At 59.4% G+C, this 14,097-nt stretch carries 11 protein-coding genes and 1 tRNA gene; 11 read left to right on the top strand and 1 reads right to left on the bottom strand.

The genetic code is table 11. The annotated features are described in order from the left end of the window. Nucleotides 1–340: 340 nt before the first annotated feature. Entirely contained in the window at nt 341–937 is a 597-nt protein-coding gene (locus tag DXD77_RS05835) for a C39 family peptidase (protein ID WP_233506748.1), read from the bottom strand. A 799-nt stretch (nt 938–1,736) separates the two neighbouring features. Between DXD77_RS05835 and DXD77_RS05840 the strand changes: the two genes are divergently transcribed. From DXD77_RS05840 to DXD77_RS05890, 11 genes are all read left to right on the top strand, one after another. After that, entirely contained in the window at nt 1,737–3,188 is a 1,452-nt protein-coding gene (locus DXD77_RS05840; RefSeq protein WP_117629718.1) for an APC family permease, read from the top strand. Nucleotides 3,189–3,319: 131 nt separating this feature from the next. Beyond that, entirely contained in the window at nt 3,320–4,597 is a 1,278-nt protein-coding gene (locus tag DXD77_RS05845; protein WP_117648122.1) for an amidohydrolase family protein, read from the top strand. 117 nt (nt 4,598–4,714) lie between these two features. After that, entirely contained in the window at nt 4,715–6,100 is a 1,386-nt protein-coding gene (locus tag DXD77_RS05850) for a sensor histidine kinase (RefSeq protein WP_233506749.1), read from the top strand. 39 nt (nt 6,101–6,139) lie between these two features. After that, nucleotides 6,140–6,874, top strand: a complete 735-nt coding sequence (locus DXD77_RS05855; protein ID WP_117648125.1) for a LytTR family DNA-binding domain-containing protein — start codon at nt 6,140–6,142, stop codon at nt 6,872–6,874. Nucleotides 6,875–6,966: 92 nt separating this feature from the next. Next, nucleotides 6,967–7,911 (top strand): zinc dependent phospholipase C family protein, encoded by a 945-nt coding sequence (locus DXD77_RS05860; protein ID WP_117634430.1) that lies wholly within the window; start codon nt 6,967–6,969, stop codon nt 7,909–7,911. Between the two features lie 101 nt (nt 7,912–8,012). Next, nucleotides 8,013–9,272, top strand: coding sequence for an MFS transporter (locus DXD77_RS05865; RefSeq protein ID WP_117648127.1), 1,260 nt, complete (start codon nt 8,013–8,015; stop codon nt 9,270–9,272). Nucleotides 9,273–9,443: 171 nt separating this feature from the next. Then, nucleotides 9,444–10,631, top strand: a complete 1,188-nt coding sequence (locus DXD77_RS05870; protein ID WP_117648129.1) for a glycosyltransferase — start codon at nt 9,444–9,446, stop codon at nt 10,629–10,631. Then, nucleotides 10,628–11,971, top strand: coding sequence for a histidine kinase (locus tag DXD77_RS05875; RefSeq protein ID WP_117648131.1), 1,344 nt, complete (start codon nt 10,628–10,630; stop codon nt 11,969–11,971). Before DXD77_RS05870 ends, DXD77_RS05875 begins: the two co-directional genes overlap by 4 nt. A 72-nt stretch (nt 11,972–12,043) precedes the next feature. Beyond that, complete coding sequence (locus DXD77_RS05880) at nt 12,044–12,760, top strand: LytTR family DNA-binding domain-containing protein (RefSeq protein WP_006235156.1); 717 nt, start codon at nt 12,044–12,046, stop codon at nt 12,758–12,760. A gap of 97 nt (nt 12,761–12,857) precedes the next feature. After that, the gene (locus DXD77_RS05885; RefSeq protein ID WP_117564950.1) at nt 12,858–13,325 is read left to right on the top strand and encodes a YfcE family phosphodiesterase; all 468 of its coding nucleotides are present in this window, start codon (nt 12,858–12,860) and stop codon (nt 13,323–13,325) included. Between the two features lie 408 nt (nt 13,326–13,733). After that, a tRNA-Asp gene (locus DXD77_RS05890) sits at nt 13,734–13,811 on the top strand. Nucleotides 13,812–14,097 lie beyond the last annotated feature (286 nt).

Consider the following 14,097-nt stretch of genomic DNA (forward strand, 5'->3'; position numbering starts at 1 on the left):
TTCATGCAGCAGGGGCTCTCAATGTTTTTATGTCCTGCTCATATCGTCTCTGCTGGCAGCTTGGAACAGTCCTTAAAGCCCGCATCAATCAACTGCGGAAAGCGCATCCCAGAATGAGCGTCCAACATGGGACATAGTTTCCCTTGAGGGCCTCAACCGGAAAATGCATCCCGGAATGTTGCCGGAAAGTGGAACGTAGTTTCCCAAACGGGCCGCTAACGGAAAGTGCATCCCGCTATTGAGCTCCAAAATGGGATGCGCTTTCCGTGTCGGCAGTTCCTGGCAGCCTGGGGCTACTCATTTAAGTCTGTCCCCAATGAGTGCAATGAGTGCCCAATGACTAGTAGTAGGCCCACATGGCTTCGATTTCGTTGAGGACTTCTACGACACCCCAGCGACGGGCGCTGCGGCTGGCCGAGTTGGGGTCGTAGACTCCCACTTGATCGGCATCGTCGATGCCCCAGAGCACGATATAGTGTCCAACACTGGTAAAGGTGCCGGGACGAACCGATGCGATAATGGGCGCACCCGAGCGCAGCGCCTGGGTGATAGAGCTGCGATCGATATGGAGCTCCGTTGCGTTAAGGCCCAGCTGCCATGCGCCGCGCGTCATAAATGACCATTCGGTGGCGCCGGTGGGGGCATAGTTGCCTGCCTCGGAAAGCGCGCACATATCGACGGGAGTCATATCGGTGCGTCCCGTCTTAAAGATATAGACCATGGTGAGGCACGTAGGCCCGCAGGCATTTTGGCGGATGGTACCGCCGGCGTAAGGCAGCTCCGACCATGCAGGGTCGATCTGATAGATATGGGGCATCGTGCCGGCTTGCCATTGCGAGCGCGGGGTCGAAAAGGCGAAAGAATAACCGGGCGCGACGGGGGCCTTGAGCAGCTTGTCCTCGGCGGTGGGCTCAAGGCCGGCCGAGCCGTGGGACATACAGGAGCTCATAAGCACAAAGACCAGACAGATGAGGATAGAGCACAGTGCGAGGCAAAGTCGACGAGCCGGAAGGGCGGGGGCATTCACGTACGATGTCGAGCGGTAGGGCTTGCCGTCGCGTCCGCCTTGGGAATGCGAAAAGAAGCGGTTGATATGGATGTCGGACTGACGTGCGCCGTTGCGGCGCAGTTGCGGAACCTCGGCCTGGCGCTGTCGAGTGCGCGCGCCCAGGCGGCTATCTTGCTGCGCGCTTGTGCCCGTGCTCGGACGGTCACTCTGCCGTGTTCTGCTTGTCTGCTGCCGAGACGAAGGCCTGGGTTGCTCTTGAGGGCGTTGCGGATTGCTGCTCGTGGCACTTCTAGGCGTCGGCGTGGTGCGGCCAGCAAGGCGAACGCTTTGTCGCCGTTGATCACCGTCGTTGTATCCGTATGCCATTCGTACCGCCTTGTCTCATGTATAACCTGTCTATCCTACAAAAAAGATGTGCAACAAATGGGTCTGCGCGTCAAAAGCTCGGTAAACGGTACGAAAGGCGCAAAACGCACGGCTTCAAAAACATCTCTATATGCGTCCGATGAGCGTACGCCCGTCGGACGGGCGGCAACAATGAGTGGCAAACCGCGCCGTTCGTCCCAAAAACAGCGCCGCTCGTTTTGCAGTTCTGCCTTCGGTCGAGTCGCAAGCGGCGCTGCTGTGCCAAGGCCGTATCTTAAAGCCACGAAATAAAAGCGCGCGGTAAAACAGACCGCGCAAGGGGTGACGCCAAAGAGGCGTCAATAAGGAAAGGAGGGGAACAATGGCGGACAAGAACGCAGAAGTTGCAGTCGAAGGTAACGGCGGCATGAAGAAAACGCTTTCGCTCTGGAACTTCTTCACCATCGGTTTCGGTGCCATCATCGGAACTGGCTGGGTCCTGCAGGTCGGCGACTGGATGGTCGTGGGCGGCGGTCCCGTTCCCGCTATGATCGCATTCCTCTTGGGTGCAATCTTCCTCGTGCCCGTCGGAGCTGTTTTCGGTGAGCTCACGGCTGCTATCCCCATCTCGGGCGGCATCGTCGAGTATGTCGACCGTAGCTTTGGCCGTACGCTGAGCTACATCACCGGTTGGCTCCTGGCTCTGGGCAACGGCATCCTGTGCCCGTGGGAGGCCATCGCCATTTCGACCCTCGTGTCCGAGATGTTCGGCAGCCTGCCCGGTCTTGAGTGGCTGCGCGCCGTCAAGCTCTACACCATCTTGGGCGCCGACGTTTACTTGTTCCCGACGCTAATCGCGCTCGGCTTTGCAGTCTACGTCATCTTCCTCAACTTCCGCGGTGCCAGCTCGGCCGCCAAGCTCCAGGCCTTCCTGACCAAGGCTCTGCTCTGCGGCATGCTGCTCGCCATGGGTGTCTCGCTGTTCACCGGTTCGCCGGAACACGCCATGCCCGTGTTCTCCCAGGTCACCGGTGCTGGCGGCGGCAAGCCCGCTACCGAGGGCACCAGCCTGTTCGCCGGCATCGTGTCGGTCCTGGTTTTGACCCCGTTCTTCTACGCCGGCTTCGATACTATTCCTCAGCAGGCTGAGGAAGCAGCCGAGGGCCTCAACTGGAACAAGTTCGGCAAGATCATCTCCCTGGCCCTGCTGGCCGCCGGCGGCTTCTACATGGTCTGCATCTACTCGTTCGGCACCATCCTCGACTGGCATGAGTTTGTTAAGAGCCCGGTTCCCGCGCTTGCCTGCCTCAAGGGCATCAACATGCTCCTGTACCTGGCCATGCTCGTCATCGCCACGCTTGGACCCATGGGCCCGATGAACTCCTTCTACGGCGCCACGAGCCGCATCATGCTCGCCATGGGCCGCAAGGGCCAGCTGCCCGAGAAGTTCGCCGAGGTCGATCCCAAGTCCGGCGCTCCCAAGCTCGCCTGCGTCGTCCTGGGCGTCATCACCGTCATCGGTCCGTTCCTGGGCAAGAACATGCTCATTCCTCTGACCAACGTGTCGGCCCTCGCCTTCATCTTCTCCTGCGGCATGGTCGCCCTCGCTTGCCTGCGCATGCGCTTCACCGAGCCCGACCTGCCTCGTCCCTACGAGGTGCCCGGCGGCAAGTTTGGCATCTGCCTCGCTGTCGCTGCCTGCGCCGTCATCATCGGCCTGCTCGTGATCCCGTTCTCTCCCGCCTCCCTCAACATGGTGGAGTGGAGCATCGTGATCGGCTGGCTGGCCATTGGCCTGGCCCTCATGGCCTTCACCAATTCCCGCAAAAAATAACGCCTAGCCGGGGCGGATCGGGTGCGCGGAACCCTCTCTCCCGCGCACCGAACCCGGCACCACTTGGGTAGCTTTGTGAGGCCTTAACCCAACATGGCCTCGCCCACTATATGGATCCATAAGGAGGAACCATGTCTACTAAGTACGCAATCGTTGGCGGCAAGCTCATCGACGGTACCGGTGCCGAGCCGGTCGAGAACTCCCTCGTTCTCGTCGACGACAACGGCAAGATCGAGTATGCCGGTGCTATGCAGGACCTTCCCGAGGGCGTTGAGGTTATCGACGCCGCCGGCAAGACCGTCCTTCCCGGCCTGATCGACACCCACCTGCACTTCTCGGGCAACCTGACCGACGATGACACCGATTGGGTTATGCAGCCGCTCCTCGAGAAGCAGGCCGTCGCCGTCAAGCAGGCCTACGACTGCCTCACCCACGGCCTCACCACCGTCTGCGAGATCGGCCGCTTTGGTATCCAGATCCGCGACTGCATCGACAAGGGCGTCTTTAAGGGTCCGCGCGTTCTGGCCACCGGACTCGGCTTCTGCCGTGTTGCCGGTCACGGTGACTCCCACCACTGCAGCCAGGAGCTCAACAAGGAATCGCATCCCTGGGGCGACCAGGTCGACGGTCCTTGGGATCTGCGCAAGGCCGTCCGTCGTCGCCTGCGCGAGAACCCCGATGCCATCAAGATCTGGGCTACCGGTGGCGGCATCTGGCGCTGGGACTCCGGTCGCGACCAGCACTACTGCTCCGAGGAGATCCAGGCCGTGATCGAAGAGGCCAAGTTGGTCGGCATTCCCGTGTGGAGCCACTGCTACAACAACCACGCCGCTGCCTACGATTCCGTTCGCTTTGGCTGCGAGCAGCTGATTCACGGCTTCGATATCGATGAGCGCACCATGGACCTCATGGCTGAGCAGGGCACCTTCTTCACCCCGACGATCGCCTTCCTGCCCACCTGGTACGCCACCTATCCGCCCGTCTACGTCCCCGAGCTGCACGACAAGTACGAGGGCACCCTGGTCGAGAAGGAGCTGCAGCGCAACTACGACTGCCTGCGCGAGGCCAAGAAGCGCGGCGTCGTCATGACGATCGGCTCCGACTCCTTCTCCTTCGTCACCCCGTACGGCACCTGCTCCATCGAGGAGATGTACGAGTTTGTCGACAAGATCGGCTTCACCCCGGTCGAGACCATCACCTGCGCCACCCTCAACGGTGCCAAGATGTGCCACATCGAGGACGAGACCGGTTCCATCGAGGCCGGCAAGTGCGCCGACCTGCTGGTCGTCAACGGTGACGTCGCCGCCGACATCCACGTGCTCAACACCGACAACATGGACGTCATCATGAAGGACGGCTGGATCGTCGAGGCTGGCACCTTTGGCGAGGCCAACAAATACAGCGCCTAAGATACCGTTTGTCGATGGCTGGATGTAAAACACAGTATTTGATTGCATAATGCAATGGAGAGGGTCGCTTGCGGCCCTCTTTATTGCTATGGGTGCTACGGACAAGAGGGGATGACGGTGGATTTAAACAGGCTGATTCTGGGCAAGAGCTACAACTCTACCAAGGTCTTTCGTACGGCCCAGCATGTGGTTCAGGCCATCCTGCTCGGTGTTGTCGTTCCGGCGCTTATCCTGCTGCTTATCTGGGATTTAACCGATAATCCCAATCCCGTTCCGGGCGTTGTCGTTATTGCCGGCCTGGTCATGCTGTGCTTCTTTTTCTCGTATGTCTTTGTGGTCCCCGACGACCTCACATCGAGCGCAACCGACCGTACGCTCGCCATCGCATCAAAAATATTCGCCTACACGTCGCGCGGCCTTACGCCCGAAGCTGCCCTGGGCGCCTCTAAGATCATCCTGTCCGAAACCATCGCCTCTGCCATCTGCTTTACCGACGGCAAGCAGGTGTTGGCAAGCTGGGGCGAGGACTCGGCAAAATGCCCCGCGGGCACCCCGGTGGTGCTGCGGACCACGCTCAATGTGATCAACAGCGGTGAGCAAAGCGTTTTCTCGCGCGATGCCTCGACCGAGACAGGTGGCTACTTTCCGCGCCTGCGCGCCGGTATTGTCGCACCGCTTACCGTGCGCGGGCATTGCGTGGGCACGCTCGAGCTGTATTATCCCCGTCTGAGCAGCATCGATATGCGCCAGACGGCGCTTGCCTCGGGCTTTGCCGACCTCATTTCCACGCAGCTTGCGAGCTTTGAGCTCGAGCGCCAGGACGAGCTTACGGCCCGCGTGGAGCTGCGCGCCTTGCAATCGCAGGTCGATCCTCATTTTCTGTTTAACACCATCAGCACCATTGTGTCGCTCGTACGTACCGAGCCGGACAAGGCCAGGTCGCTGCTCATCGACTTTTCCAATTACTACCGTCAGACACTGTCCGATTCCGATACCCTCACAACGCTCGAGCACGAGGTGGAACAGGGCACTCGTTACATCAACCTTATGCAGGCCCGGTATGGCGACGGCCGTCTGCGCGTCTCGGTCGATATCGACTTTGAGGTGCGCGACAGCATGGTGCCGCCGTTTATCTTGCAGCCGCTGCTCGAAAACTGCATCAAGCATGCGCAGCGCGAGACCGAGCCGCTTTCTATTCGTGTTAGGGCTTTTGAGACCGATGACGGTCTGGAGATCATCGTCGAAGATGACGGCATCGGTATGAGCGAAGAAGTCTGCGCGCACCTGTTTGAGCAGCATCGCCGAGAGGAGCCCGAGAGCATTACCGCCGACGGCTCCATCAAACGAGGCTGCGGCCTGGCGCTCTTCAACGTGCTTCAGCGCATCCATTTCTTTTACGGAGAAGATTCTGGCATGCGCGTGAAGTCCCAGGAGGGCGTGGGAACGCAGGTCATCGTCGAGCTGAACGGCGAGCCGCATGAGCCGGCGCCGATGAAGGTGTAGCGCGCGGTTGGATTGAGAGAAAAAAGAGGGGAAGCGCATATGTCCGAGGGATGGAACATCTTGGTGGTTGATGACGAGCCTCCTATTAGGGCTGAGCTACGCTATCTATTGGAAAAGGATACGCGTGTGGGTCATATTGCCGAGGCGGGCAATGTCACCGAAGCCGTGGAGTCGATTCTGTCGAACAAGCCCGACGTGTTGTTTTTAGACATTACCATGCCCGGTCGCTCGGGAATTGAGCTTGCCGAGACGCTGCAGAACCTAAAGACGCCGCCGGTCGTGGTGTTTGTGACGGCATTTGCCGAGTATGCGGCTGATGCCTATAACCTCGATGCCGTCGATTATGTCGTCAAGCCGGTTGAGGACGCACGCCTGTCAAAGGCACTCGACAAGATCGAGGCGGCCTTGGGCGTCCGTCGTGTTATCCACGCTCCGCGCCAGCCTTTGCGTCTGACGGTGGACCGCGGGGGCAAAAAGGTGTTCATTCCCGCCGCAGACGTTTGCTACTTTGAGGCGCGCGCCGATTTTTGCAACGCCATCTGCGCCGAGGGAACGTACCTGATCAATGAGTCGATCTCTTCGCTCGAGCGTCGCTTGGACTCCGAGGGCTTTATTCGCGTTCATCGCAGCTACCTGGTCAATTTGGAAGACGTGCACAATGTTGAGATTGGCTCCACGGGGTTGATGGAGCTCAGGCTCGACCGCGTGAACTCGACGGTACCGGTGTCCCGTCGTCGTGCCGCCGAGGTCAAGTCGCACCTGGGGCTTGCGTAAGAGGCTTGCGTGCTGTCGTTTACCATCGCAGGTTTGGCATGGGCGCGCGGTGGGCATAATGGGTGGCATCGAATGAAATCGAAAGGATCATTATGCCCGCGCTTATCACCCATCATCTGTTTGGCGAGGAAAGCATCGACCGTCTTCCGCAGGGCGTCATCACGTCCGATGAAGAGCGCATTGCCTTTATCTTGGGCAACCAAGGCCCCGACCCGTTTTTCTTTCACATTCTGACACCGCGTGTTTCCGACTGCACGCTGCTGGCGCAGGTCATGCATCGGTCGCGCATGTCTCGCCAGTTCGCGTGCCTGCGCGACGGCGTGTCGCATCTGCTGCCGCGCGATGCCAGCTTGGGTCGTGCCTTTGCGCTGGGCCTGCTGTCTCATTACGTGCTCGACCGCAACGCTCACCCCTTTGTCTATGAGCAGCAGTTTGGCATCGTGGAGTCCGATTCAGAGCTTGAGGATTCGAGCAGTCAGGTCCATGCCGTGATCGAGAGCGACCTGGATGTACTGATGCTGCAGCTTAAACGCGATGGCGCTACGGTCGACGATTACCCGCCGGCGGGCGAGATCGTCACCACCGATCGCATCAATCGCGTGGCCGGCGTGCTGATGAGCTATGTTGCCGGACGCGTGTACGGCATTGACATTCCGGCGGGGGAGTACGGTGCTGCCGTTGCCAATATGCAGCGACTTTACCGCGCGATTGAGCCGGCCGGCTCCGCAAAGACGCGCGCGATCTCGCTGGTTGAGGGCTTGGTGCACGACTACTCGCTGCTCGACGGCCTTGCGCACCGCGTGACGACCGAGCTGCCCGAGCGTACCGGCAACCTGGGCCACTTGGCATGGAAGAACCCCTTTACCGATGAAGTCTCGACCGAGAGCTTCCCCGAGGTCTTTGACCGCGCGCTGCTCGATTACGAGTGCACGGTTGCCCGCTTTATCGAGACCGGCGATATGGAAGCCGTGACCAACCATGTCAATTACAGCGGTCGCGTGCTCAATGCCGATGAGGAGTTCGACCGCGAGGAATAGGGCTCATGCGTGCCCCTTTGCCGAATCCTTACCGGTGCTTCTGGACAATTGGGGTACGATGAACTAACTGCATATCGGGCAAATACGAAGGGTCCCTGTCCATGAAATACACCAAGCTCGAGCGTAACTGGGTTATGTACGATGTGGGCAATTCGGCCCTCGTGCTGCTCAATACCTCGGTGGTGCCCATTTACTTTAACACCATCAATACCGGCGCTTCCTCGGCAGACCTGGTGGTCGCTTGGGGCAACGCTCAGACGATTGCCTCGCTGGTCATTGCCATGCTCATGCCCATTCTGGGCGCGCTTGCCGATTACGCCGGCAACAAGATCAAGTTCTTCTTGGGCTTCTTCCTCACGGGCCTGGTTCTTTGCCTGGCGCAGGCTATCCCAATGTCCGCCATGGCATTTTTGACTGTGTACGTGCTGTGCACCATCGGCCTCAACTCTTCTATGACGTTCTACGACGCTATGCTGCCCGACATTACCGCCGACGAGCGCATGGACGTCGTGTCCAGCTCGGGTTATGCCTGGGGCTACATCGGTTCCACTGTGCCGTTCATCATCTGCCTGGCGCTTATCATGGGTGGTCCCGCTCTTGGTGTCCCCACCATGCTGGCAACGCGTCTGTCGTTTATCATCACTGGTGCCTGGTGGCTCATCTTTACCCTGCTGCTCATTCGCACCTATAAGCAGAAGTACGGTCGCGAGCGCGGTCCCGAGGACACTATCGGCCACATCGTGGGCGGCGTGTTCTCCGAGGTCGGACACACCATGCGCGAGATCGCCCACAACAAGACCGTGCTGGTCTACATGATCGCGTTCTTCTTCTATATCGACGGTGTGCACACGGTCATTTCCATGGCAACCAGCTACGGATCGGCCTTGGGCATCGATTCGACCCAGTTGGTCCTGGCGCTGCTCGTTACGCAGTTTGTGGCCTTCCCGTCCGCCATCATCTACGGTAAGCTCGCCGGCCGCGTGGGCACGCTCAACATGATCTTGGTGGCAGTCGCCGCCTATATGGGCATCGTGCTCTTTGCCGCGTTCTTCCTCAAGACTGCCTTTGAGTTTTGGGTGCTTGCCATTTTGGTCGGCCTGTTCCAGGGCGGCGTGCAGGCGCTCAGCCGCAGCTACTTTGGCCGCATTATTCCCAAGGAAAAGTCCAACGAGTACTACGGCTTCTTTGATATCTTTGGCCGCTATGCAAGTGTTATGGGCACCTTCTTGGTGTCGGTCGTCACCTCGCTGACCGGCAACCCCTCGCTGGGCGTCCTGTCTATCGGCGTGCTGCTGGTGGTGGGCTTTGCGCTGCTGGTCCGTCTGTCCCGCATGTCTCAGACGGCAGAGCAGGCCGCATAGGAACCTGCCGGTAATTGCGTCCGCCGCGATACTCTTTTGGGGTTATCCGCAATAAACATTCTGACTTTCGAACAATGATTAGCCCAAGTGGGTATGATGGAGTCAGCTAGGTCGCGGGGCGTCGCCTGTGTTTGGCGGCGTCCCGTTTTTGTGTTGCAGGGAGGGTAAGGCATGAACGCCACGGTCGTGATTCCAACGTATTGGGCGGGCGATGACGCTCGCGCAAACGCCCCTGGCACCTATGACCATTCGACACGACTCAACGCCGACAATCCCGAACTCGACCGCTGCCTGGCCTCGCTTGAGCAGGTACGTGACATCCCGCGCATCATCCTTTTGGTGGTCTGTCCCGTTTCTGCCACAGCCGATGTGTCGCTGCGCGTGCACGAGATTGTCGACGCGCATCCCACGCTCAAGGTCACCGTTGTCACCAACACCCAGGCCTCGCGCATCGCAGACCGGGTTGCTCAGATCGCGCCCAAGGGTTCGGGCGAGTGCGTGAGCCTGCGAGGTTACGGTGCCATCCGCAACATGGGGCTGGCCTGCGCTGCGGTGCTGGGGCATGACGCGGTTATCTTTTTGGATGACGATGAGGCTGTCATCGACGCCGACTTTATGAAGCGCGCGACCTATGCGTTGGGGCAGCAGACGCGTCAGGGCTTGCCGATCTTGGTCAAGAGCGGCTATTTCTACGATCGTGACGGCTCGCCGCTGGCTCCCACGGACAAGGCGGGCATCTGCCATCGTTGGTGGACCAAGCGCATCGAGTTCAACCGTTGGATGAAAAAGGCGCTCTCGGGCACCCGCATCTCGCGCTCCAACTACGTGTGCGGCGGCCTGATGGCCCTGCACGCCCGCGCCTTTACGCGTGTGGCCTTTGACCCGTTTATCACCCGCGGCGAGGACTTGGATTACCTCTTTAACATGCGCATGTTTGGCTACGACGTGTGGTTCGATAACGAGTGGACCGTGCGCCATCTGCCTCCGGAGTCCGAAAAGCGCTCACCGCGCTTTATGCAGGATGTATACCGTTGGTACTACGAACGGGCCAAGTTGACATTCGCCGCGCATCAAAAGGAGCTCATTCCCGTTACGGCGGCATCGCTCATGCCCTACCCGGGCCCGTGGATTTCGCGCGAGCTCGACGACCGCGTGCGCAAGACCGCTATGGTCCGCAGCGTGTTTACCCGCGAGCATGAGGGCTACCTGCGCATCTGGCGCCATGGTATCGACGAGGCAAAGGCCTATGCACGCCAAAACGCTGCAAGCTACCTGCGTTTCCAGAGCTTTTGGCCCAAGATCATGGACGGGCTTTGGCGTGACGCACAACTGATCAGTATCCTGGAGGGGGCCGAATGATCGACCGCCGCGCCCAGCGCGATAGTTCATTATCAATCTTTCGCATCATTGCCGTTGCCTGCGCCATTTGCGTGCTGGTGTACTTTATTTTTGCCCTGGTGACCGGTATCGAGCCGATCGCCACGGTGATTGCCTGCGCGCTGCTGTGCATCTTTCTGTGCATCTTTATCTTTTTGACGCTCAATCCCGATTCGGTGCGCTCCCAGTACACCGAGGAGACGCTCTCGGTGGCCTCGGCCATGCTCGAGGACATTAAGGGCGGTCTGACGCAGGAGTCGGCGCGTTTGGTGTGCCAGCGCATTTTGCCCGAGACGCGCGCCATGACGGTGGCCATCACCGACGAGGACAACGTGCTTGCCTGCGCGGGCGAGTTTGAGGAAAAGCTACTGCCAGATTCTCCCATCCACACGCTTGCCACACGCTACGTTATCGAACATGGCATCGTGCAATCGTTCAACCGTATGGTGGATGTCGTGGGCTCGGACGGCTCGCACAACCAAGTCCCCGCCGGCATTATCGCCCCCATCAAGGTGGGCGATCGTACCGTCGGCACGCTCAAGTTCTACTACAAGACCCCGCGCGCTGTCGACCGTACCCAGTACGCGCTTGCCTCGGGCTTTGCCGAGATCTTGTCCACGCAGCTCGCCATCCACGAGCTCGAGGTGCAAAAGGAACTCACAGCGCGCGCCGAGGTGCGTGCGCTGCAGGCGCAGATTAACCCGCACTTCCTGTTCAACACGCTGAACACCATTGCATCGTTTACGCGCACCGACCCGCTGCGGGCTCGCGAACTGCTTCGTGAGTTCTCATCGTTCTATCGCGCCACGCTCGACAACTCGGGATCGCTTATTCCGGTCTCGCGCGAGGTCGCACAGACCAAGCGCTACCTTACCTTTGAGAAGGCCCGCTTTGGCGAGGACCGCGTGCTTGCGACGTTCGATGTGTCCGAGGACGTGGAAGATACGCTGGTGCCGGCGTTCGTGATCCAGCCGATTGTCGAGAACGCTGTGCGTCATGGTATGGGCGATGACGACGCCCTGAGGATCGACGTGACCGTTCACCAAGACGGCGAGGATGCAATCTTGATTGCCGTGGCCGATAATGGCGTGGGCATGGATGAGGGTACCGCCGCCAGACTGTTTGACGAGCGCTCTGCCCGTCCCGACGCCAGCTCTCCCCAGGGTGGCGGCGCCGGTGTGGCCATGCACAATATTTCGGAGCGCATCCATCGCTTTTTTGGGCCGCACTCCTATACGCGTGTCGAATCGGCGCCGGGCAAGGGCACCAAAGTGCTTCTTCATCTTGATTTGTCAGAGAGCATCTTTGACATTCAAGAGTAAAATAAAAGGCTACGGGCTCAACGTCATGCGACGGATGCCCGGCGTAGTTAGTTGACGAAAGGTTTTATCCCTATGCTGCGTGCGATGATTGTGGATGATGAGGCGCCGGCTCGCTCGGAGCTTCGCTTCCTGCTCGAGCAAACGGGCAAGATCGGCACGATCACGGAGGCGTCGAGCGTCCGCTCCGCCATCGAGATGCTTATGGAAAGTCGCGTGGATGTCGTGTTTCTCGATATCTCGATGCCCGGTGCCTCGGGCCTGCAACTTGCCGAGGCACTGCATAAGCTCAAAAATCCGCCGGCGATCGTATTTGTGACTGCGTATAGCGACCATGCGGTTGAGGCATTCGACGTCGATGCCGTCGATTATCTGATGAAGCCTGTCGAGGAAGCTCGCTTGGATCGCGCGATCGAGAAGGTTATGCAGCGCGCCAAGCCGGTCACGGACAGCAAGGTGACCATCGAGCGTATCCCGGTGGAAAAGGGCGGCCGCAAGGTGCTCATTCCCGTGGACGACATTCGCTTTATCATGGCCAAGGACGATTACTCCTGCATCTATACCGTCGATGATCGCTTTTTGTCGACGACCTCGCTGGCGCAGTTTGAGGCCAAGCTCTGCGACTTTGGCTTCTTCCGTGTTCACCGCCGCTATATCGTCAACCTGGCGTGCGTCACGGACGTTGAGACGGTGCCCTCGGGTGCCATCCAGCTGGGCATTACGGGCGTCGACGAACGCGTGCCGGTTTCGCGCCGCCGCGTCGTGCCGCTCAAGAAGGCTCTGAGTCTCTAGCACACTGGCCCCGCAGCCCTGTAGACCCATCGTCTGCGGGGCCGTGGGGCCTTTTTTGTATGTATCTGCCGAATCGTTTTTTTGCGGAAGGGATCCCATGAACAGTGCAAGCGCCAAGCGTATCGACATCATCTCGGACACCCACGGCTATTTATCGCCTGCGCTCTTGGATGAGCTTGAGGGCGCAGATCTGATCATCCACGCCGGCGACCTCACGTCAGAGATGGACTACGAGCACCTATGCACCATCGCCCCCGTGCGGGCCGTATTGGGCAACAACGATTACTACCGCGACTACGGCCCCGATGTAGACCGTCTTGCGCTCTTTACCTACGAAGGCCTCAAATTCGCCGTAGCCCACTACCGCGAAGACCTTCCGGTGGGATCCGTAGACGTAGCCATCAACGGCCACACCCACGTAACCAAAGAAGCCCAAGTGGGCCGCTGCCTAGTCCTCAACCCGGGCAGCGCCAGCTACCCCAGAGGCACCCGAGGCCCCACCATGGCCAGAATGCTCGTCAAAGACGGCCATGTCATAAGTACCAAGTTTATTGACTTGGACTAACCGCAACAAAAACGGGGGATGCAGATGCGTCCCCCGTTTTCATTTGAGCCAAAGGCAGAGCTTCAGCAAGATCCTTAGACAACCCCCGCCGCGGAGAACGGGGCCGCCGAGCCGCGAAGCGGCGAGGAACAACAACGACTCGAACAAAGTGACGGCAGGGAGGGTCTCCGGGGCTGGGGGCGGGGGTTAAGTTTGTCGCGAGTTCCGCACGCAAAGGAAAGCACTTAATGTGCTTTCCGTCTTGCGCAGGACTGTAGAGCAGCAAACTTAACCCCCGCCCCCAGCCCCGGAGACCCTCCCGGATGGCCCCAAAAATTTTTTCAAAAAAGTTGTTGCGCGCCGGACAGACTTCTGTGTATACTAATCCCCGCAGCGCACGCGAGCGGAAACAAACGCGAACGCCTGCCTGGGGAGTTAGCTCAGTTTGGTTAGAGCGCCGGCCTGTCACGTCGGAGGTCGCGGGTTCGAGCCCCGTACTTCCCGCCAACGCAATTAAAGCCACGTCTTCGGACGTGGCTTTTTGCGTTTGATGCACTTTGTTTCGATAGAACGATCGCCCTGGCGCATCTTCGCCCAGAATCCCCGCGCCTTCGGGAACGCAAGTAAAATCTAATAAGTCTATCTGTCTGAACAACAGCTTTGTTGCGCAACACCTGTTCAACGAGACAGGGGGTTAGGTTATACTAAATTGCACTGTAGGCCGCATCTGATGCATTTCGCTCCAAGCGCGGCACTCAGTGGATATCCGATTTACCATTTGGATGTCCTGCGG

It is taken from the genome of Collinsella sp. TM09-10AT (assembly GCF_003436275.1).
Taxonomy (GTDB): Bacteria; Actinomycetota; Coriobacteriia; order Coriobacteriales; family Coriobacteriaceae; genus Collinsella.

What these genes read in the sequence shown, in the direction of transcription:
- DXD77_RS05840 (WP_117629718.1), top strand. Translation starts at nt 1,737, where the DNA reads ATGGCGGACAAGAACGCAGAAGTTGCAGTCGAAGGTAACGGCGGCATG.
- DXD77_RS05875 (WP_117648131.1), top strand. Translation starts at nt 10,628, where the DNA reads ATGATCGACCGCCGCGCCCAGCGCGATAGTTCATTATCAATCTTTCGC.
- DXD77_RS05835 (WP_233506748.1), bottom strand. Translation starts at nt 937, where the DNA reads ATGTCCCACGGCTCGGCCGGCCTTGAGCCCACCGCCGAGGACAAGCTG.
- DXD77_RS05870 (WP_117648129.1), top strand. Translation starts at nt 9,444, where the DNA reads ATGAACGCCACGGTCGTGATTCCAACGTATTGGGCGGGCGATGACGCT.
- DXD77_RS05855 (WP_117648125.1), top strand. Translation starts at nt 6,140, where the DNA reads ATGTCCGAGGGATGGAACATCTTGGTGGTTGATGACGAGCCTCCTATT.
- DXD77_RS05865 (WP_117648127.1), top strand. Translation starts at nt 8,013, where the DNA reads ATGAAATACACCAAGCTCGAGCGTAACTGGGTTATGTACGATGTGGGC.
- DXD77_RS05860 (WP_117634430.1), top strand. Translation starts at nt 6,967, where the DNA reads ATGCCCGCGCTTATCACCCATCATCTGTTTGGCGAGGAAAGCATCGAC.
- DXD77_RS05885 (WP_117564950.1), top strand. Translation starts at nt 12,858, where the DNA reads ATGAACAGTGCAAGCGCCAAGCGTATCGACATCATCTCGGACACCCAC.
- DXD77_RS05845 (WP_117648122.1), top strand. Translation starts at nt 3,320, where the DNA reads ATGTCTACTAAGTACGCAATCGTTGGCGGCAAGCTCATCGACGGTACC.
- DXD77_RS05880 (WP_006235156.1), top strand. Translation starts at nt 12,044, where the DNA reads ATGCTGCGTGCGATGATTGTGGATGATGAGGCGCCGGCTCGCTCGGAG.